This window comes from Desulfuromonas sp. AOP6, assembly GCF_009731355.2.
GTDB lineage: Bacteria > Desulfobacterota > Desulfuromonadia > Desulfuromonadales > SZUA-540 > SZUA-540.
The window spans coordinates 978,081-997,321 of the sequence record NZ_AP022810.1 but is presented as its reverse complement, the minus strand read 5'-3'; the positions used below and the strand labels follow the sequence as shown (position 1 = coordinate 997,321).

The 19,241-nt window shown below is 56.4% G+C and carries 18 protein-coding genes; 9 read left to right on the top strand and 9 right to left on the bottom strand.

Annotated features, from left to right (window positions below; translation table 11 throughout):
• Nucleotides 1-97: 97 nt before the first annotated feature.
• The 3 genes from AOP6_RS04765 to AOP6_RS04755 all read left to right on the top strand — a co-directional run bounded on the left by AOP6_RS04765 (nucleotide 98) and on the right by AOP6_RS04755 (nucleotide 6,171).
• A complete protein-coding gene (locus AOP6_RS04765) occupies nucleotides 98-1,021 on the top strand; it encodes an RluA family pseudouridine synthase (RefSeq protein WP_155875475.1) in 924 nt (307 codons plus the stop codon).
• Between the two features lie 16 nt (nucleotides 1,022-1,037).
• On the top strand, nucleotides 1,038-2,825 hold the full coding sequence (locus AOP6_RS04760; protein ID WP_213194765.1) for an ATP-binding protein: 1,788 nt from the start codon (nucleotides 1,038-1,040) through the stop codon (nucleotides 2,823-2,825).
• A gap of 97 nt (nucleotides 2,826-2,922) precedes the next feature.
• The gene (locus tag AOP6_RS04755; RefSeq protein WP_155875473.1) at nucleotides 2,923-6,171 is read left to right on the top strand and encodes an AsmA-like C-terminal domain-containing protein; all 3,249 of its coding nucleotides are present in this window, start codon (nucleotides 2,923-2,925) and stop codon (nucleotides 6,169-6,171) included.
• A gap of 1 nt (nucleotide 6,172) precedes the next feature.
• On the opposite strand, the gene AOP6_RS04750 is transcribed toward AOP6_RS04755, so the two are convergent.
• Nucleotides 6,173-6,694 (bottom strand): isochorismatase family cysteine hydrolase, encoded by a 522-nt coding sequence (locus AOP6_RS04750; RefSeq protein ID WP_155875472.1) that lies wholly within the window; start codon nucleotides 6,692-6,694, stop codon nucleotides 6,173-6,175.
• 121 nt (nucleotides 6,695-6,815) lie between these two features.
• The gene (gene ubiE, locus AOP6_RS04745; RefSeq protein ID WP_155875471.1) at nucleotides 6,816-7,526 is read right to left on the bottom strand and encodes a bifunctional demethylmenaquinone methyltransferase/2-methoxy-6-polyprenyl-1,4-benzoquinol methylase UbiE; all 711 of its coding nucleotides are present in this window, start codon (nucleotides 7,524-7,526) and stop codon (nucleotides 6,816-6,818) included.
• Between the two features lie 139 nt (nucleotides 7,527-7,665).
• On the opposite strand from ubiE, the gene AOP6_RS04740 reads away from it, so the two are divergent.
• The 5 genes from AOP6_RS04740 (at nucleotide 7,666) to AOP6_RS04720 (ending at nucleotide 13,379) form a co-directional block, all read left to right on the top strand.
• Nucleotides 7,666-8,082: a (deoxy)nucleoside triphosphate pyrophosphohydrolase gene (locus AOP6_RS04740; RefSeq protein WP_225897358.1), complete on the top strand. Its 417-nt coding sequence runs from the start codon at nucleotides 7,666-7,668 to the stop codon at nucleotides 8,080-8,082.
• Nucleotides 8,083-8,452: 370 nt separating this feature from the next.
• Nucleotides 8,453-9,241: an IclR family transcriptional regulator gene (locus AOP6_RS04735; RefSeq protein WP_213194764.1), complete on the top strand. Its 789-nt coding sequence runs from the start codon at nucleotides 8,453-8,455 to the stop codon at nucleotides 9,239-9,241.
• A gap of 60 nt (nucleotides 9,242-9,301) precedes the next feature.
• Nucleotides 9,302-9,637, top strand: a complete 336-nt coding sequence (locus AOP6_RS04730) for a sodium/substrate symporter small subunit (RefSeq protein WP_155875468.1) — start codon at nucleotides 9,302-9,304, stop codon at nucleotides 9,635-9,637.
• A 1-nt stretch (nucleotide 9,638) separates the two neighbouring features.
• Nucleotides 9,639-11,342: a VC_2705 family sodium/solute symporter gene (locus AOP6_RS04725; RefSeq protein ID WP_155875467.1), complete on the top strand. Its 1,704-nt coding sequence runs from the start codon at nucleotides 9,639-9,641 to the stop codon at nucleotides 11,340-11,342.
• A gap of 123 nt (nucleotides 11,343-11,465) precedes the next feature.
• Nucleotides 11,466-13,379 (top strand): putative nucleotidyltransferase substrate binding domain-containing protein, encoded by a 1,914-nt coding sequence (locus AOP6_RS04720; RefSeq protein ID WP_155875466.1) that lies wholly within the window; start codon nucleotides 11,466-11,468, stop codon nucleotides 13,377-13,379.
• Nucleotides 13,380-13,457: 78 nt separating this feature from the next.
• On the opposite strand, the gene AOP6_RS04715 is transcribed toward AOP6_RS04720, so the two are convergent.
• The 3 genes from AOP6_RS04715 to AOP6_RS04705 form a co-directional block, all read right to left on the bottom strand.
• Nucleotides 13,458-13,976 carry a chemotaxis protein CheW gene (locus AOP6_RS04715; RefSeq protein WP_155875465.1) on the bottom strand — a complete coding sequence of 173 codons (519 nt, stop codon included), beginning with the start codon at nucleotides 13,974-13,976 and terminating at the stop codon, nucleotides 13,458-13,460.
• A 73-nt stretch (nucleotides 13,977-14,049) separates the two neighbouring features.
• Nucleotides 14,050-14,337 (bottom strand): EscU/YscU/HrcU family type III secretion system export apparatus switch protein, encoded by a 288-nt coding sequence (locus tag AOP6_RS04710; RefSeq protein ID WP_155875464.1) that lies wholly within the window; start codon nucleotides 14,335-14,337, stop codon nucleotides 14,050-14,052.
• A gap of 3 nt (nucleotides 14,338-14,340) precedes the next feature.
• Nucleotides 14,341-15,372: a hypothetical protein gene (locus AOP6_RS04705; protein ID WP_155875463.1), complete on the bottom strand. Its 1,032-nt coding sequence runs from the start codon at nucleotides 15,370-15,372 to the stop codon at nucleotides 14,341-14,343.
• A 115-nt stretch (nucleotides 15,373-15,487) separates the two neighbouring features.
• On the opposite strand from AOP6_RS04705, the gene AOP6_RS04700 reads away from it, so the two are divergent.
• A complete protein-coding gene (locus AOP6_RS04700) occupies nucleotides 15,488-16,471 on the top strand; it encodes a diguanylate cyclase (protein ID WP_155875462.1) in 984 nt (327 codons plus the stop codon).
• Nucleotides 16,472-17,108: 637 nt separating this feature from the next.
• Here AOP6_RS04700 and AOP6_RS04695 read toward each other — a convergent pair.
• The 4 genes from AOP6_RS04695 to fliS all read right to left on the bottom strand — a co-directional run bounded on the left by AOP6_RS04695 (nucleotide 17,109) and on the right by fliS (nucleotide 19,226).
• Nucleotides 17,109-17,738 (bottom strand): PilZ domain-containing protein, encoded by a 630-nt coding sequence (locus tag AOP6_RS04695; RefSeq protein ID WP_155875461.1) that lies wholly within the window; start codon nucleotides 17,736-17,738, stop codon nucleotides 17,109-17,111.
• A gap of 81 nt (nucleotides 17,739-17,819) precedes the next feature.
• Nucleotides 17,820-18,215 (bottom strand): hypothetical protein, encoded by a 396-nt coding sequence (locus AOP6_RS04690; RefSeq protein WP_155875460.1) that lies wholly within the window; start codon nucleotides 18,213-18,215, stop codon nucleotides 17,820-17,822.
• Nucleotides 18,216-18,258: 43 nt separating this feature from the next.
• Nucleotides 18,259-18,750, bottom strand: a complete 492-nt coding sequence (locus tag AOP6_RS04685) for a tetratricopeptide repeat protein (RefSeq protein ID WP_155875459.1) — start codon at nucleotides 18,748-18,750, stop codon at nucleotides 18,259-18,261.
• A gap of 23 nt (nucleotides 18,751-18,773) precedes the next feature.
• Nucleotides 18,774-19,226, bottom strand: coding sequence for a flagellar export chaperone FliS (gene fliS, locus AOP6_RS04680; protein WP_155875458.1), 453 nt, complete (start codon nucleotides 19,224-19,226; stop codon nucleotides 18,774-18,776).
• Nucleotides 19,227-19,241: the final 15 nt, after the last annotated feature.

The following is a 19,241-nucleotide window of genomic DNA, read 5'->3' as shown; positions in this document are numbered from 1 at the left end:
CTTAAACAGGACTGGAAAGCTCATTTATGACGCCTATCTGGCCATCAGGGTTTCAGGCTTCTTGCTTCGCGCCTGATGCAAGGGTAAACTGTGCCTTATGCCAGAATATATTGTCACCCCCCAGGAGAACGGCCTGTCCCCGCTGTGTATTCTGAAACAGCGTGTTCCCGCAGCCCCCATAGGATTTTTGCGCCAGCTGCTGCGCAAAGGCGAAGTACTGCGCCTGTGCCCGGCCCCGTCCCCGGACGCGCCCCTGGCCATCGGCGACCGCATTGTGCTGCCCGGCAGCCAGCGACTGGCGCACCTACTCGAACAGCCCCCGGAAAAGACGGTGGACATCCTCTACGAGAACGATGAACTGCTTATCGCTTTTAAGCCATCGGGACTGGCCATGCACCGGGGCGTCGACCATGAGGAAGACAACCTTGTCCGGCGAATCGAACGTCTGCTGAAAAAGCGCAAAGCCCCTTACCAGGCACGGCCCATACACCGGCTTGACCTGGATACCTCCGGACCCGTTCTGTTTGGCAAGGGGAAAAAGGCCGCCTCCGCTTTGGGCAAGGTGTTCATGGCCGGCAAGGCACAGAAGAAATATCTGGCATTAGTGGAGGGACAACTTCCAGTCACAGGGATGCTGACCTCGCCCGTTCCGGCCAAGGGGAAGCTCAAAGAATCGGAAACCTCTTTCCGCCTTCTTGTTTTCGGCAATAACTATTCCCTGCTGGAACTCGATCTGCACAGCGGCCGCACCCACCAGATCCGCCGGCAATTGGCTGATGCGGGACACCCTCTGGTCGGTGACCGCAGATATGGAGGCTCTACCCTGGCTGGCCTGTCCAGACTATTTCTGCATTGCCACCAGTTGTCACTGCCCCCGGCTGATGATTGCCCGGGAATCTCCATCGACTCCCCCCTGCCGGAAGATTTGGGTCAAACGCTGGCAGCCTTAGGACTTCACTGGCCGAAGACAGCGCCATCCGTCAACAGCACCGACAGGACGCGCCATGCAACAGCCGGATAGCCGCCAAGAGATGCCCATGCCGAAAAAGAGATTTCACAAGCTCTCCCTCCACCCCGCCGACACCCGCATTGCGGCCAAGATCGCGATTCTTTATCTGATCTTCGGCGTCTTCTGGATTCTCCTCTCCGACCACATCCTGTCCCTTTTCGCCACGGATTTTTTCAGCTTATCGCGAATGCAGACCGCCAAAGGCGGCATCTATATCGTCCTCACCTCCCTGCTGCTCTTTGGTCTGGTCCACTATTACATCCGCAACCTGCGCCAAGGGGAAGAAGCCCTGCGTGAAGTCGTCCAAGGCGTGGCGGAATCAACGGGGCCTTCCTTTTTCACAACCCTGGTCAGACATCTCGCCAGTGCCCTTGGGGTCGATTACGCCTTCATCGGCCGGCTGGACCCGCAGGATGCCTCCAGAATCGTTACGCTTGCTTTTTTCAGTCAAGGAAAGATCTCAGACAACTTTCACTATGAGCTTAAAGGTAGCCCCTGCGCCATGGTGTTGGCCGGCGAGATATGTTTTCATCCCAAAGAGGTGCAGAAGCTTTTCCCACAGGACAAGGGGTTACAAGAGCTGAATGTGGAGAGTTATCTGGGCATCCCCATGCGCGACGGTAGCGGTAACCCTTTTGGACTGATCGTCGTCATGCACCGCAATCCTCTGCCCAACAGCACGTTTGCAGAATCCCTGCTTCGTATCTTTGCAAGCCGGGTGGCCACCGAAATTCAACGGCAAAAAGCAGAAGAAGATCTGCGGACACAGTTCCAGCAGATGAGGGCTATTTTTGATTCCGTAAACACCATGATTTACGTGGCCGACCTGGAAAGTTACGAACTCCTCTATCTCAACGAATACGGTGAAAGAATCGCCGGCAAGGACTGGCAGGGGAAAACCTGTTACGAAGCCCTGCAGAATGGGAAAAACGGACCCTGCGAGTTCTGTACTAACGAGCGACTGGTAAAAGACGGGCAACCGCAGGAACCTTGCCGCTGGGATTTTCAGAATACCCGCAACGGCCGCTGGTACCAATGCATCGACCAGGCTATCCACTGGACTGACGGTCGCCTGGTACGCCTGGAAATTGCCTTGGATATCACCGAAAGACTGGAGATGGAGCAACTCAAGGACCAGCTGCTGTCGGCGGTCAGCCATGAAATGCACACCCCTCTCACGGCCGTGCTCGGCTATTCCGAGTTTCTCATAAACAACGAGGTTTCCCCTGAAGAACAGCGGGAATATCTCGGCATCATCCACCAGGAAGGGGAGCGCCTCGATACGCTGATCAACAACTTTCTGCAACTTCAGCGGGCCCAATCCCGCAAACATGGTGCTCCCGTTCCTGTCAAACCCATCGAAATCGAGGCGTTGCTGCACAAAACCCTGCGGCCATTCACAACAGGTGTCCAAAAGCACCACTTTCAGATCGATTGCTCTGCAGACCTCCCGTTCCTGGTGGCCAACCCCGAAGGAATACAGCAGATTTTGGAAAATCTGTTGTCAAACGCGGTCAAATATTCGCCCGAAGGTGGGACAATTACCCTGGCGGCTTGGGAAAAAGAAAAAGGGGATGAGATCATCCTCAGCGTCACTGACTCAGGCATCGGCATTGATGTCGAGGAGCAGGAACAGATCTTCGAACGCTTCTACCGGGTCGACAACAGTGACCGCCGCCAAACGAGTGGTGCAGGTCTTGGACTGGCGCTGGTCAAAGAACTGGTCCGCGAAGGGGGTGGCAGGGTCTGGGTGGAAAGCACCCCTGGAAAAGGCAGCACCTTCTCCGTGGCCTTTCCCCTTCGCACCAGGGAATAACGAAAGCCTTGAAGCCGGGTTAAAAAGAATAAGTTGCACCAGCCTGAAATCCGTTTAAAATCAGCTTCCCATTCACCGTCCACAAAAAGGCTCAAGAATGACACGGCTGCGTCAATTCCTCATCTTTTTCAGCGTCCTCCTTATTTTATGCCTGACCGGCGTTGTCGTTTTCCTGGCTACCCTTGATCTCAATACCTATCGCAGCGAGCTTGAAGACGCCCTGGCCGGAGCCCTTTCCCATCCCGTCCATCTGGGCGCGGTCCAGCTGACCTTCGAACCTGGCCCGGCTTTCAGCTTCTCTGATCTGCGCATCGGCCAGGGCAACGGCGACGAAGAGATCCTGCGGGCCAAACGCATCCTGTTCAAACTGGATATTTTGCCCCTGCTGACAGGGAAGATTGCCTTGCGGGACATTCTGCTCGATCACCCCCACCTTCGTCATCGAATCTCATCGTCACCACCATATTCTCCCCCCCAGCCTTTCCGTCCCTTGCTGGATATCGGTGTACTCTCCCAAGGCAGGATACAGTCCTTGACGATCGTACAAGGGCACTTCGAGTTTCTGGATAAGAGGCAGCCTGACCGTCTTGTCTTTTCCGAATTAAAAACTGTGGACTTCCACCTTGACAATCTTGCCTTGGGAAAAACAGGCCAGTTGGCCCTTAAAGCGCAATGGCATCATCAGGAAAACACCGCCGACCTGTCTTTGACGGGGACTATCGACCTGCCCCCAGACCTGGAAGCCTGGCGGGACACCTCTGCCCGGCTTACCCTTAATCTGACTGACGTGGACGCCAAATCAATCACGGATTTTTTGCCAAAGTCCAAGTCCACTCTCACCGCAACCGGGAAAACCTCGCTTTTTCTGGAAAGCCACGGCTCCCTAAGTGAAGGCATGGACTTCAGCTGCCGACTTTGGGGCGATGATTTTTCCCTGCAGGCGCCAACCTTCCGGATCAGCGGCAAAAAACTCTTTCCCCTGGTTTTTTCCGGGCACTGGACTTATGAGGAGGGTATCCATACGGCAAGGGACCTGCAACTTGCCGGAAACAACCTCCTCCTGCAGGGGAAGGCCTCACTGGAGACGACCGCGGGCGATCTGCGACTGCAGACCACCTGGTCCAGCGAACCCATCCCGGCGGCCGTCATCAGGACCTTCCTGCCCGAGGGAGAAAAGGGTTCCGGCTTCGCCAACTGCCTGCAAGCGGGCACCGTGGAAATCTCCGCTCTGAACCTGGTGGGCCAACGGCAGGATGGACAGGGGCAGGACCATGGTATTCATATACAGAATGCCCGACTAAATATCAGGGATGTTCACCTGCGCTTTCGACAGGACCTTGAAGTATCGGGACTTTCCGGCCAGATTGATGTGCAGGATGACGAGGTAGCCCTTGAAGCGGTGGCCAGCATGGGAGGTCACGCCCTTCACCTTGAAGGCACCCTGAGCTCCCCTTTTTCGGTCAACCGCCAGCTCTCCCTGCAGGCGGCGGGAGCCATCGACGCCACCTGGCTCAAGTCTGCCGTCCCCGCTCTACGCGAACATCCCGCCTCCCTGAAAGGCGCCGTCCCCTTTACCGTTTCGGGTCAAGGCCCCTGGCGAGACCTTGCCATAGACGCACACGCAAACCTGGGCGGCCTGGTGGTTGGTTGGCCACGCCTTCTGTCCAAATCGGCGGACTCAGACAGCCAGTTGGCACTTTCCATCCGACGCCAGCCAGCCGAAATCACCTTGGTTCAGGGAAGCCTGTTATTCCCGGACCTGAGGCTGGACCTTGCAGGCGGCATCAAAATGGAAAAGGACCGCCCTTACCACCTGGACATCCACGGAGTGACCCGAAATCTTGCCAAGACCCCCTCCTTCCTGCCCTTTCTCAAGTGGCTCGAACCTCGCGGCAGTGTAGTCTTCGACCTCCGGTTGGCCGGCGACCGCCACAGGATGCAGTTCCAAGGCGGCGAAGCCATCGTTCAGGATGTGGGCGTTCATCTCACGCGGGTCATTCCCGACCTGACAGCTATCAACGGTACGATCCGCCTCTTTCCCGATCATGCCCTCGGACAGAATCTTTCTCTGAAGCTGGGCGAATCACCCCTCAGTGTCGACGCCCGCCTTCAGCGCTTCGACGAATTCCTGCTGCAGGTCGATGTCCGTGGCGAGGCGGTACGCGCCCAGGACATTATCTTCCCTTCCGAAGTGGCCGTTCTGCATGACATTGCCGGGCGCCTGCATTTCGACAAGGAGGGCATGGAGTTCGCCCCCGTTCATGTGCGTCTGGATCAGGGCACCAAAGCCCAGGTCAATGGACGCATCCACTGGAAGGGAGCACCCAGCGTACGGCTGGACATTGTCTCGACAAACGCCCGGATCGACGAGGTTATCGCCCTGTGGCAGGATGGTGTTAAGAAAGAAGGGAGTAAAAAAGAGACAGGGGAAGAGGCGTTAAAAAATCAACAACAGGTGCAATTAGACATTAAAGCCCGCGCCGCCAAAGGTTCCATCGGCAATCTCCGATTTACCGAGGCCGAGGGGGACATCTGGCTCAAAGACAGTGTACTCGGCATATCTCCCATCCGCTTTCGGTCCAAAGATGGCTATGGCATCGGGCAGGTTCTGGTTGACAACAGTCAAGGCTCCCCGTCTCTGCTGCGCATCTCAGGCCATCTGGAAAACTTCGACGCCGCCACCATCTATCAGGAAATGCTCGAACACCGTGGCCTGGTTACCGGCACCATGCGCAGCGACTTTTACCTGGAAGGACGAACGGGCAAAGGATTTTTGGCCTCTTCTCTGGGCGGGATCAATCTGGAAATAAAAGATGGGGTGCTTCGCCAGCTCAAAACCCTGTCGCGGGTTTTTTCACTGATAAATGTCTCGCAAATTTTTTCTCTGCGCCTGCCCGACATGGCCGAGGAAGGCATGCCTTTCAACAAGCTGCGAACCTCCATTTCCCTGGACCAGGGGGTGCTGAGCACGGAGGATCTGTTCATTGACAGCAACGCCATGAATCTTTCGCTCGTCGGCAGCTACCGACTCATAGACGACCAGCTGAACCTGACCCTCGGAATCAAGCCGCTGGGGACAGTCGACAAAATCGTCTCCAGCATACCGTTGGCCGGCTGGCTGCTGACCGGGGAGGACAAAGCCCTGGTCACCGCCCAGTTCAAAGTAGCAGGGAGCGGCAAGGATCCTGAAGTCAGCGCCATCCCCATCACCTCAGTTTCAGACACGGTGCTGGGCATCTTCAAGCGTACCCTCGGCCTGCCCGGCAAACTCATTACCGACCTGGAATCCCTGGGTACGAGCGACATGGAAGCGGGTCAACAGGAAGACAAAAAAACACAGCCGTAAGTCACTCCACCATCACGCCAAGTACTTTTTCCATCTGCTCCAGCGCAAAACGTCCATCGACGGCCTCGATATCGGCCACGAGCTGCCGGGGTACGCGAACCCGGTATCCTCTCATAACTGCATCGGCAGCGGTGTAAAAGATGCAGATATTGGTCACGCAGCCGGTCAGCACCAGTTCCTGCGCCCCCATTTCTGTCAGTACCGCCTCAAGCTCTGTTCCGTAAAAACCCGAGTAGGTCGTCTTTTCCACCACCTCTTCACCCGGTTGCGGGGACAGTTCCGAGACAATCTGGGCCCCCTCGCTGCCGCGCACGGCATGGGGAGGCCAGCCCATACGCTCGAATTCGCGATCGTCGGCGGCGTGAGCATCACAGATAAAAACGACAGGAACACCTCCGGCGCGGGCCTCCTGTACGCGCGCCTGCAACCCGGGCAGAATATGCCGGGCATTGGGAACTTCCAGGGGAGCGCCCGGTCGCACAAAGTCGTTGAGCATGTCGATAACGAGCAAAGCCTGTTTCACACAATCCTCCTTCGCGTTGCAGTCGTGGGAATACGGAACTCTGAAGACAAGTATAGCGGTTTTGCACCAACAAAAAAGGCGGCCCGAAAGCCGCCGTGACAGAATGAGTAAACAGGAGGGTTCAGGGTCGCACCCCGACGTAGACCGTGGCAATGCCGAAGGTGAGGTCGAAATGGCGCAGTTCGGTGAAGCCGGCCTCGGCCATCATCCCCTTGAAGGTTTCCTGATCGGGGAATTCGAGAACGGAATCGGGCAAATATTGGTAGGCGCTGCGTTTGGAGAGCAGGCCGCCGATAAAAGGCAGAACCTGCCGAAAATAAAAGTAGTAAAGAGCCTTGAACAGACGGCTGCGGGGGTTGGAGAATTCGAGAATGACGGCCCGACCACTCGGCTTGAGCACCCGCACCATCTCCTGCAGTCCCGCCAGGCGATCGACCACATTACGGATACCGAAGGCGATGGTAACGCCATCGAAGACGGACGCCGGATGTGGCATGGCCTCACAGGGCGCGTTGACCAGAAAGATGCGGTGGGCAAAGGCGGAAGCGGCGATCTTCTCCTGGCCGACACGAAGCATGCCCTGGGTCAGATCTTCGCCGACGATGCGCACCGAATCGGGAGTGCGGGCGGCGATTTCCAGGGCGACATCCCCCGTTCCCGTCGCCACGTCGAGAACGCGTCCGTTCTCGGGTATCTGCAACTGTCTTACGGCAAAGGCCCGCCAGCGGCGGTCGATACCCAGCGAAAGAAGACGATTGAGGAGATCGTAGCGGGGGGCGATGGTGTCAAACATCTCGCGGATACCGCGCCCTTTGTCAGACAACTTGAACATAAGTTAACCTTCCATTGGCAAGGTTTAGGGGGGAATTTTTAACACAACCCGTCAGGGCCTGTCAGCAAAAAAACCTTTTTACCCAGCGACCACACCGCTATACTGAGCCAACCCATCCTCCAAAATGAACAGGGACCCCATGAACAGTCTCCCCCTCATCGTCACCGCCGGCATCGTCACCCATAAAGGCCGCATTCTCATCACCCGCCGCCCGGGCGGAAGCAAACATGCCGGCATGTGGGAATTTCCTGGCGGCAAACTGGACCCCGGCGAGTCCCCACAGCAAGGCCTGCGTCGGGAACTTATGGAAGAGTTGTCGCTTGAGGTCGAAACAGGTGATATCTACGAGGTGGTGTATCACCTGTATGATTGGGGTCCGGTGCTGATCCTGGCCTATCTGTGCCGGCCCTTGAGCCCTACCGTGCAGAACATTCAGGTCTCGGAGCACCGCTGGGTGCTGCCGGAAGAATTGAACGACTTCAACATACTGCCAGCAGATCGTCCCATTATTGAAAAACTTCAAGCGAAGCCTGCAGGTGCCGCAGGCGAAATCTGATTTCATCCGCGACACCTGCGGGAAGAAAGTCTCAGCCGCAACAGCCATCCCGCCCCCTCCCTAGACCTAGAAATAGAACAATTTTTTCACAAGAGCACCGCTGTAATAAAATCGACCACTAAAAAGGCAGAAGCAGGCAGCCTCCCCTTTTCGCTCCCTTCTATCCTACAGACAGACCATCCTCACAAAAACCGGCATTTCTGGACTTTACCTCCATCCACAACCCACTTCATTTTTCGCATAATTGAAGTTGACACAAATAAAACGGTGTATTATTTTTAACACTAGTACTCAAACATTAACGTCCTATGGGGCGGTGTGAGTCGCCATGGCCGGCCGTTTCCACCACTGGATGTCAAGGAGAAGAACATTGTCTACCAGGGAAAAAGAATCCTACTCCATCCAGTCGGTGGATAATGCCCTGGATGTCCTTGAGGCCCTCTGTGAAGAGGGGGACGAGGTCCGCATCTCGCAGCTCAGTGAAAGACTCGGCATGAATAAAACCAGTGTCTTCCGCCTGCTGGCGACCTTCGAAAACCGTGGTTATGTCGAGCGGGAAAAGGGCTCCGGCAAATACCGTCTGGGCCTTTCCGCCTATGAAATGGGACAAAAGTTTCTGTCACGCATGCACCTGCTGCGCAAGGCCAAGCCCGTGATGGAGCGGCTTGTTCGGCAGGTCAATGAAGCCGTATATCTTGCAGTACCTCGCGACCCTTTTATTCTTCTTTTGGACATGGTCGACACCAGCGCCCAGGTCAAAATTGTCTCGCTTGTCGGCAATCGCTACCCGATTGCGGGCACGGCGGCCGGCAAGGTCATCCTGGCCTTTCGGGCCGAGGATAGTGAGGGTTCCAATGGCTCCCAGGTCAAAAGAGGTCGGGAGGTGCCGCAGCTGATGTCCTCCGAAAAACAGGCTATCCGCAACACCGGCTTATGCCTTGACCAGGGCGGTCTCGGTGAAGGCGTGGTCAGCGCGGCCGTCCCTCTATTCCGGTCGGGCGGCGAGGTGTTAGGGAGCCTCTGCTGCGTCGGTCCCGATTTTCGCATGACCGAAAATCGTCTGCAGGAAGAAATTTTTCCCCATCTCAAGGAAGCCGGTGATATTATCTCCTCCAAGCTCGGCCACCTTGGCCGTTACTTTGACGGCGAGCACGACTGACGCCATCACGTACCAATTTTCCAATCCGAAAAAATCCACAGGTTAGACCAGGAGAACGGCATGACGGCACGACAAAGAGTGACGGTCAATTTCTTTCGCCCTGTGCACCGGAGTATGCGAAGGGAAACGGCCGTTGCCAAAACCATCCTTCTGCTCTGGGCCCTTTTGAGTTTCGGCGTTCCCCTCGTTATCTGGCTCGCCGGGCTGGGCGATCCCAGGGGTCTGGGCGAGTCGTTCTTTACCCGCTCACGATTTCTGGGTTTCCCCCTGCACTACTGGCTGGTGGCCCAGGGCTGCACCATCGGCTATGTACTTTTGTGCAAGCTCTACTGCTTTCTCTGGGAACGCCACGTGGCCCAGCAGCGGATCGCCCCACCAGCGCTGAGGAGAAACTGACATGTCGCGGCTCCTTTCCCACACAGCGGCCGCCCTGACTATCCTGCTGGCCACCGCCCTGCCCGCCTTCGCGGTCGGCGAAGAGATTTACCAGGTGGAACCGGGCTTCAAGATGATCCCGGCGGTCATTCTGCTCATCCTGCTCGCTGTCTATATCGGCGTCGGCTTTCTCTCCAAGGTATCCGAGACCTCCGGCTACTGGGTGGCCGGGCGGGGAATTGGCAAAATCGGCAACGGCGCCGCCATCGCCTCGGACTGGATGTCAGCGGCCTCCTTCATGGGCGTAGCCGGTCTGCTCTACCTGAAAGGCTGGTTCGGGCTGGGCTACATTCTCGGCTGGACCGGCGGCTACGTGCTGCTGCTTACCCTGCTGGCAGCGCAAATCCGCCGCTTCGGCAAGTACACCATCCCTGAGTTTCTCGGGGATCGTTACGACAGCCACGCCGTCCGCCTCATCTCGGCGGCCGTGACCGTTATCATCGCCATCACCTACGCCACCGCTCAGTTCAAGGGCATCGGCCTCATCTGCGGCTGGATTTTCGGCATCGACTACACGGCCAGCGTCCTTCTCGCTGCCGGTGTCGTCCTCACCTACATGCTCATCTCCGGCATGCGGGGGGTCACCCGCAATCAGCAGATTCAGTATGTCGTTCTCATCTCCGCCTTCCTGATTCCGCTCTGGCTTCTCATCAAAAAGGCCGGCGGCATCGGCTGGCTGCCACAGCTTGAGTACGGCGCCATCCTCTCCGGCCTCATGGACGGCAAGGTCGCTTCCGGACAGCTTTCGGCGGAAGCCCTGGATCAACTCCGGAAAGACTTTCTTCCCTGGGGCATGGGGAATATCTACCAGTTCATCGCCCTCGCTTTTACCCTCATGGTCGGCACCGCCGGACTCCCCCACATCATGATCCGCTTCTACACGGTCAAGAACGAGGATATCGCCCGCAAGTCGGTGCTGTGGGGACTCTTCTTCATCGGCCTGCTCTACTGGTCCTCCCCCGTCTACGCCGCCATGGGTAAATTCTGGAACCCTCTGGGCGGCAAAGCGGTGGCGGATGTCATCATTCTTTCCGCCCCCGAACGAGCCGGCCTTGGCATTCCCTTTATCGGCTATCTGGCCGGAGGAGCCATGGCCGCCGGTCTCTCCACCGTCGCCGGTCTGCTGGTCGCCGGCGCCTCGGCGATAGCCCACGACTGGTATGCCACTGTCTTCAAGCCCGACTGCACCGACCGGGAGGCGCTGCACGTCGGCCGCATCTTCACGGTCATCATCTGTGCCATCGTGGTCATCGCCGCCCTCAACCCGCCGGCCCTCATCGCCCAGATCGTCGCCATGGCCTTCGCCATTGCCGGCAACACCATCTTCCCGGCCGCTGTCCTCGCCGTCTGGTACGGCAAGGCCAACAAATACGGCGCCCTGGCCGGCATCATTTTCGGCCTCACCCTGACCCTCACGGCCATGGCCGGCTGGATTGCCGGCATTCCCCTGTTCGGTCCCGAAGGGCTGCTGCCGGCCACCTCGTCGTCTCTCATCGTCTGCCCCCTGGCCTTTCTCATCAATATTCTCGTTTCCAACCTCACGGATGAACGGGTCAGCGATGAGTCTGCCACGCGCATGGACAATATTCTGCGCAAGTTGCACAACCTGCCAGGTTATGTGGATGAGGATGAAAGGGATGTCTCCTCCGCGACAAAGACCCCCTAAAGGGGTTGCCATTTAAACGATTCCGGACCATAATGAAACACCATTTCAAATTACAGGGCCGCCCCCAAGGTGGCCCTGTGGCCATTCGCAACTGCTGTGTATCCCTTGACCCCGGAATTCTGCATGAGTCTCATCAGACATCTCAAAGACACCGAGCCCTTCAATCACCTGCCCGATGAAATTTTTCAGGAGATAAGCAGCGCTGCCGTCGTGCGAAAATATCCGGCCAACTATCACATCTTTCATCAGAACGATCCGCCGACGGGCTACCTCTATGTTATCAAGACGGGGCTGATCGAGATTGTCGTCACCACCCCCGGCGGTTCGGATATGGTGGTGGACTACCGCAAGGAAGGGACCTTTTTCGGCGGCACCCCCATCTTTACCGGCGAGCCCTATACGGGTGGCGCCCGTACCGTCAAGGGGACGGAATGCTACCTCATCCCTCAGGATATTCTCAAACGGGCCGAGAAAGACCATCCTCAGTTGAGCGCCTACTTCGCCCGCATTGTCCATTCGCGCGTGCGCCAACTCTACTCGGAGATGGTCACCGACTACACCCAGAAGGCCATGACCCAGGTCGAAGCCTATCCCTTTAAAAAACGGCTGTCGGAGATCATGGTGACGACAGTAGTGACTTGCGAGGCCGATGAAACAGCCCAGCAAGTGGCCCGTCGACTGATGGAGAAGAAGATCAGCTCCGTCCTCGTTCTCGACGAAAAGAGCCGGCCCTGCGGCATCATCACCGAAAAAGACCTGGTGTATAAGGTCATCGCTCCTGAGCACACCAACGGCCAGATCTTGCGCGCCCGCGACATCATGACCGCCCACCCCTACACTATGGCGCCCGATACCTACATGTACGAAGCCATGGCCTATATGACCGGCCACCGCATCAAACATCTGCCCGTGGTCGATCGCGGCGAGATGGTGGGCATCGTCACCTTGCGCGACCTGCTGCGCTATCGCAGCCAAAAAGCCATGGTACTGGTCGGCAATATCAGGGACGAATCAACCCTGGCAGGGCTGGCTGCCATCCGCCGGGAAATCGTCACCGTGGCCCGCGGCCTGCTGTCGGAGACGCGCAGTACCCCGGAGGTCATGGAGATCATCTCCTACATTCATCATGGCATCATCCGGCGCGCATACGAAATATGCCTGGACCAGCACCTGGCCGAAGGGAACATTCTCCCCGACATCCGCTACTGCTTTCTCATTATGGGCAGCGGCGGCCGCCGTGAGATGCTGCTCGGCCCGGATCAGGACCACGGTTTTATCTTCGAAAATGTCTCCGATGAACGTCTGCCGGAGATTGAGGGATTTTTCGCCCCCCTGGCCGAAAAGATCGTCCAGGCTCTGGCCCAGATCGGCTACCCGCTGTGCAGCGGCAAGGTCATGGTCAACAACCCGGCCTGGCGCGGCCGCCTGCAGGATTGGGAGGAGCGCATTGCCGACTGGGTACATGACCCCGAACCGCAGAAAGTGCGTTATTCTTCTATCTTTTTCGACTTTTCTCCCCTGGTGGGCGACCCGACCCTGGCTCAGGATCTGCGGGATACGGTGCACCATCTCATCCGGGAATTCCCAGGCTTTCTCTATCACGTCATGTCACTGGATCTGCGCTACAAGGTGCCGGTGGGACTGCTGGGGAGGTTCATCGTCGACAAAAGCGGCGAGCACGAAGGGGAACTTTCCCTCAAGCAGGGCGGCATTGTCTATATCGTCGACTGCATCCGCATGTTCACCCTGGAGAAGGAAATCAACCGCATTACCACCCTTGACCGCCTCAAGGCCCTGGTGGAAAATCACGTCTTTTCCGCCGAGACGGCCGAACACATCCGGGCCGCCTTTGAGGCCCTCATCTTCCTGCGTCTTCGCCATGAGATCGCCATGGTGGAGCAAGGACGGCCGCCGAGCCACCACCTCGACCCCTACGCCCTGGCCAAAAACGAGCAGGACCTGCTCAAGGAGTCCTTCAACGCCGTCAGCAAACTACAGGACGCCACCAAACGCCACTTCGCCAAGACGCCCTTTTAGTACGATCGAGCCTGACCCAAATAAAAAGGCCCGCCGACAAGCAGGCCTTTTCTGTATCAATCGACAGCAGGCAAGAGACTAAACCTGGTCCCCCTGCCCCGCACTTAAGCGCTCCTCGTCATAGAGCAGACGCTCCACATCGAGCAGAATCTTCACATCTTCTTCCATCTTGCCCATACCTTTGAAAAAACGGCTACTCTTCCCACGGTTGGTTCGCGGCGGCGGCTCGATCTGATCACTGGCAATGTTGGCCACCTCGCTCACTTCATCCACGACCAGTCCCACAGCCGTCTCGTTATACTGAACGACAATAATGCAGGTTCGATCATCGTATGCCCGGGCGGGCAATTTGAAGCGGGCCCGCACGTCCATCACGGGGATGACCTTGCCGCGCAGATTGATCACGCCCTTGATGTAGTCGGGCATGTCAGGCACATCGGTGATCTTCTGCACACCGATGATCTCCGTGACATAGCGAATTTCAATCCCGTAGTCCTCTTTACCCAGATGAAAGGTGAGAAACTTGTTCTCCATGGTGTCCTCTTCCCCGGTGGCGTCAGCCTCGAGAAAGTTGTGTCCCCTTGCATTTTCCGTCATGAAGCAAATCTCCTAAATGAAAAGAGAAGGTCAGTGATCCTCTAAAAAAAACATGTAAAGCCTGGAGGGTATTTCAGGCGCCGGCTTTCTCTTTATAACGACCATTGACCCGGTAAACAAAGGCCAGAATTTCAGCCACCGCCTGATAAAGGTCCTCGGGTATCTCCTCACCGACCGGAATACGAGCCAGAACCTCCAGCAGATCGGCATCTTCCCGTACCGGCAGGCCAGCTTCTTTGGCCGATTGCAGGATACGCTCAGCAATCTCACCGCGACCGCTGGCGACAACACGCGGTGCCGCCGTTTTTTCCCGGTCATACTGCAGCGCCACAGCTTTTTTCATCGGCTTGCTCTCACTCATAACTTACACCCTGGCGTCGAGAAGCCCGTCGCGCTCTGGCATGGCTGTTTCCGCCAGCACTCTGGCCGGCTCCTGAGCGCCGTCGGTGAAGCTGACCCCCTGCAGCGGCAAAGAGGCGAGCCCCTCGTTCAATTCATCGGAGAAAGACCCCACAAAATCGGCTATCGCCTGTGACTCGCAATAAAAACGCAGAAAAACTCCCTTGCCGTCATGCAACAGACGAATCTGTAAATTACCGAGCCCTTCCAGGCGCAGATGCAGGGAGAGCAAATGAGATATTTCCGCTTCTCCGTCGCTTTCGGACTCGTTCTTTTGCGCAAAGACAAAACCCTGCTCCAGAAACGGCAGTAGCAGGGGGAAAAAGAGCATCCCATCCTGCTCCAGGCGAACGCGGCAGAGTTGATAGAGTTCAAGGCCTTTCAGCTGTTTTTCCATCATGGCCGCGGTCGCACTGTCCTCGGCCAGTAAACCGGCGACCTGCAGCAGCGCCCCTTTAAGACCGGCCAGAGCCTTGGCGCCATCCCCTTTGGCCAAGAGGGCTTCGGCATCAAGCCCCAAAAGACGTATCAACTCAGCCAGGCCTTCGCCCTTGAGCTGCCCTGGCGGCAGGCGCATCAGTTCTACAACCCTCGCCAGGACCGCCTGCGCCTGCTCGGGCAAACCCTTGCCACTAAAAGACCCGGCCAGCAAACGACCGAGGAGAGGTAACATTTCCGGCTTTTCCGCCAGCAGGTGCAGGGATCGCAGCAAGCGGCTGGCGAGCTTGTCTTCCACGATCTGCAGAATCAGTTGTGGAGAAGTCTCCACCACCATCAGGTTGAGTTTCTGCCCCTTCTGCAGGGGAACCTTTGTTTCGGCCAGCACCTGCTGATGGCCAAGATCGAGCAGTGCCCGGTCCGCGCCGCCCTCGGCCACCGTCGCCCGCACCATCTGGTTGGGATGCAGATCGTACTGCCGTTGTTCATGCAGACTGCTGGTGGAAACCACTGGCTGCACAGCAAAAGGGACTGGAGACGTGGGCGGGATAATATTCATAATGAGTTTATCGGCTCCACATAGCGAAATCTTTAATAAAAAATGAGGCTAAATTTTACCTGAAATCAGCCGATAAGTAAGATACAGGAACTTCTAACATCTACAGGGTATTCACATGCACAGTTCAGCTCTTATTGTCGCTCCATCATCTCCCAGACGCCAGGCTCTGGCAGACGTTCTCAGCGCTACCGGACTTTTTGCAGACGTCCGCATGACAGCCGATGGACCAACAGCTCTGGAGTCTACGAGTCTGCGACAGGTCGCCATGATCTTCTGCCAACAGCAGGGGCTCACGGCAGACAGTCTGGGTTGGCTGAAATCCTTGAAAAAAAGAGAAGAGTTGAGCGATATCCCGGTTGTTGTCCTGATGGAAAAGGGAGGAGCCAAGGAACGGGTTCTTGCTCTCGACCTCGGCGCCTGTGACTGCCTGCCCACCGATATCTGCGACCAGGAAATGGCCGCGCGTATCCGGTCCCACCTGCGCCAGAAGGAAAGGATGGATCACCTTCGCCAGGTCAAAAGCGATCTGGCCCGCCTGGCGCTGACGGACTCCCTGACCCATCTGTACAATCGCGCCTTTTTTGACGTTACCCTCGAAGCTGAACTTGCCCGCAGCGTACGGACCGGCAAACCCTTCTCTCTCATGCTCCTCGACCTGGACCACTTCAAAAAGGTCAACGACACCTATGGCCATCCTCAAGGCGACAGGGTTCTGCAGGAAGTGGCCAAGTGCCTCGGGCGCACAGTCCGTCGTACCGACACACCCTGCCGTTACGGCGGCGAAGAGTTTGCTCTTATTCTGCCTGAAACCAACGCTCCCCAAGCCTTCACGCTCGCCAGTCGTATACACAAAAGCCTGCAGGCCGTCAGTGCTGGGTTCAGCCTGCATGGCCACCCCATCACCATCAGCATAGGCCTGACCTGCATTGTTGGCGATGCAGCCATCTCACCGCAGGATATGGTTGAACAGGCGGACTGCGCCCTCTATGCCGCCAAACGCAAGGGCCGCAACCGCACCGAGATGTTCACCCCCGAAGATGCCTTCCTCGATTTTCTTCCCCCCCACGCCTCCTCAGCGGGAGAATATGCCTTCGCCTGAGAGGATGCAGTCTTTTTGCCACGAATAAGAGCCAATGGACACGAATGAAGGTCTTGAGATCCGATTTAGGATTTACCCCAAGCCTTCATTTGCCCTTATCTGCCTTTATTCGTGGCTAAATATTTTTAAAAACCAGGGGTCGCGGCCCCTGACGCCGCCCAACCCTTTTTTCGCCCAAAGGGTTGGACCCAAAGGGCGCCCCCGGTTCACTCGCCTGCTGGCGCAGGTTCCCTTCGACGGACAGATGTTTCGGGGCCGTTCACATGCGCTGCGCTTAAGTTCACGGCTTTTCCCGAAACCTCCGCCCCTCGAAGGCGAGTTCTCAGGGGGGGGGGCTTTCTGCTTCTCACCCCGTGTGACGAAGCCGGAGCGTAGCCGAGCGGCCGGGAAGAGGCAGGCAAATGTTTGAGCGCAGCGAGTTTTTGCCTGCCCCCGGTCGGGCGGCGGAGCGCAGGGAACCCGCAGGGCAAGGAGCCGGGCGTCCTTCTTTTGCTTCCTTTTCTTGGACGAGCAAGAAAAGGAAGGCGTCATGGCGGGGCGCAACCCGCCGGTCTTAATGGTTTTCCCACATTTCACAAATTAAAAAAGCCCCCACCATGACGGCAGAGGCCCTAACAAACATATTACGAATAAATCGCTAAACCGTCCCCACCACCTGCACCTTCAAGCGCAACTGACGCCGCTGTTCGGCCAGACAAAACGAGACGATTTTATCCCTTTCGTCGTTCTCAATATCCTCAAACTGCACCCCCATCTGCGAACGGCCACTGAAAGTGCGGATCACCCGCATGACCCGCCCGATACAGGTGATATTATTATGAGGTTCGGTCATCTCAATCTCCAGGCGCAGACGCGTTCTCACGGGCAAACACTCTTTGACCGCGATACGCACACCGCCACCACTGACATCAATGGTCTCACCCATGGCAGTATCGCCGTTGGGGGCCCCTTTTTCGGTAACCGGCCAATATTTCACAACAAATGCGGCATCGACCCGAAACCACTCGCGTTTTTGTTCATGACTGATCGATTCGGTCGCCATCAGCAACAGCTTCTCATCACTGACAACCTGCTCAATCGAACAGTTCAACGAAAAGGTGCCATCACCGGTGTCCAGGGAAATCAGGGCTTTTTGGGCAGGTTCTATGTCAGCAACGGGGAGTTGATCGGGGACGAAACTCACCTCGACCAAAGTATCTTTCACGACCTTGGCCACACCGTCCAGTCGTTTCTTGTCCCCGTTTTTCAAGGGGACGAAAACACGCACGACCTTGGACTCTTGCAAGTGAGTAAGCAGTGTTAGGGAGGACACAGATTGATCCTTGGTGGAAACATCTTGAGAGGAGAATCAGCAGGAGTCCTTAAGAACACTGCCTTTATGGTCACGATCACCATGGTAACCCGACATGGCCGTCATCCCCCCTCGCAACTGTCCGATTTCGGCCGAAATGACGGACATCATGCCACGGATCTTTTCAGAAATCAACCGGTTCTGCGCCTCGATGCGCTGCATAAGCTCCTGGCGCTGCAGGAGCCATTGACGACTTATTGTGGGCGATTCTTCTAGCAGGGCTGTCTCGACACTTTTGTCGCAATTTTTAATTTCGACGAGCAGGTCCTTTAGTCGACGAGAATACACATCAATGGCTTCAGGACCAGATTGAATGTCCATGACCAGGATTTCTTCATTCAAAGCAAAGAGTTCCTGGTAGCCGGTCAACGACTGACGCAACAACAGTTCCATATGGCCCTCTCTGTCCTGACGGCTTTGCACTTCAATCCACATCTCACACGGCGGCGGCTTCAGCCCCGATTGAGACCAGTTCGTCAAGCAAGGTACGAATCTGCGGCTGGTCACCATGGAGAGAAAGGGATTTCTCAAAAGCCTTCTGCACTTCGGCGGCATTGCCCAGTTCAAGCCAGCACAGCGCCAGAGCATTCCAGCGGGCAGGATTATCCTGTTCGATTTTGACTGCCTCCTGCCGAAAGAACAGTTCACGACGATGATTTTTCATCTGCTTGTACAGTTCAGAGAGGTTATCGACGGCATTGAGATAGTCACAGTCCTGAGCATAAGCCCTGAGAAGATTCTCTTCCGCCTTGTCCAGCACTCCCTGTTCGAAAAAAACGCACCCCAGATTGTTGTGCGCCTCTTTTCGGCGTGGATTCAAATCCAACACCTCTCGAAACATCTGTACGGCCAGATCGAGGGATCCTTTCGCAAAAAAGGTCTCTCCTTTTTCAAGCAACCTGTCTTCCATGCTCATCGCGTTGGTCATTGTCTTCTCCCCCGGTTTTGCGACTACAGCGACACCGCCAGGGTTCGCCCTTCGCTTATACTTTTCTGGGAGGATGCCGTGACATTTTTATCGGCCATTTTTTCCTTGCGATAAATTTCCACGGCTTCGGCCCAGGTTTCCCTCAACTCGGTCAAAAGCTTATGAACGATCTGCAGATGACCGGGATCATTGCTGATATTTCCCTTGATCAGCTCTCGGTTCATATAGTCGTACAAGGCATAAAGGTTATGGGCGATTTCGCCGCCTACTTCAAAGTCAAGGGTGGCGGAAAACTCACTGATAATGGCCATGGCTTTGTTGATCATCTGCGTTTTTTTACTGAAATTTTTGTCCAGCATGGCCTCTTCGGCCTGCCGGACAAAACGGATAGCTCCATCGTAGAGCATAAGCAGGATCTGCTCTCGTGAAGCCGTAGAAACCTGGGTGTTTTGATATTGGTTAAAATAAGCATTCATGATCAACTCCACACT

Coding starts and splice junctions, on each gene's coding strand:
- AOP6_RS04765 (WP_155875475.1), top strand. CDS start 98: ATGCCAGAATATATTGTCACCCCCCAGGAGAACGGCCTGTCCCCGCTG.
- AOP6_RS04760 (WP_213194765.1), top strand. CDS start 1,038: ATGCCGAAAAAGAGATTTCACAAGCTCTCCCTCCACCCCGCCGACACC.
- AOP6_RS04755 (WP_155875473.1), top strand. CDS start 2,923: ATGACACGGCTGCGTCAATTCCTCATCTTTTTCAGCGTCCTCCTTATT.
- ubiE (WP_155875471.1), bottom strand. CDS start 7,526: ATGTTCAAGTTGTCTGACAAAGGGCGCGGTATCCGCGAGATGTTTGAC.
- AOP6_RS04740 (WP_225897358.1), top strand. CDS start 7,666: ATGAACAGTCTCCCCCTCATCGTCACCGCCGGCATCGTCACCCATAAA.
- AOP6_RS04730 (WP_155875468.1), top strand. CDS start 9,302: ATGACGGCACGACAAAGAGTGACGGTCAATTTCTTTCGCCCTGTGCAC.
- AOP6_RS04725 (WP_155875467.1), top strand. CDS start 9,639: ATGTCGCGGCTCCTTTCCCACACAGCGGCCGCCCTGACTATCCTGCTG.
- AOP6_RS04720 (WP_155875466.1), top strand. CDS start 11,466: ATGAGTCTCATCAGACATCTCAAAGACACCGAGCCCTTCAATCACCTG.
- AOP6_RS04715 (WP_155875465.1), bottom strand. CDS start 13,976: ATGACGGAAAATGCAAGGGGACACAACTTTCTCGAGGCTGACGCCACC.
- AOP6_RS04710 (WP_155875464.1), bottom strand. CDS start 14,337: ATGAGTGAGAGCAAGCCGATGAAAAAAGCTGTGGCGCTGCAGTATGAC.
- AOP6_RS04705 (WP_155875463.1), bottom strand. CDS start 15,372: ATGAATATTATCCCGCCCACGTCTCCAGTCCCTTTTGCTGTGCAGCCA.
- AOP6_RS04700 (WP_155875462.1), top strand. CDS start 15,488: ATGCACAGTTCAGCTCTTATTGTCGCTCCATCATCTCCCAGACGCCAG.
- AOP6_RS04690 (WP_155875460.1), bottom strand. CDS start 18,215: ATGGAACTGTTGTTGCGTCAGTCGTTGACCGGCTACCAGGAACTCTTT.
- AOP6_RS04685 (WP_155875459.1), bottom strand. CDS start 18,750: ATGACCAACGCGATGAGCATGGAAGACAGGTTGCTTGAAAAAGGAGAG.
- fliS (WP_155875458.1), bottom strand. CDS start 19,226: ATGAATGCTTATTTTAACCAATATCAAAACACCCAGGTTTCTACGGCT.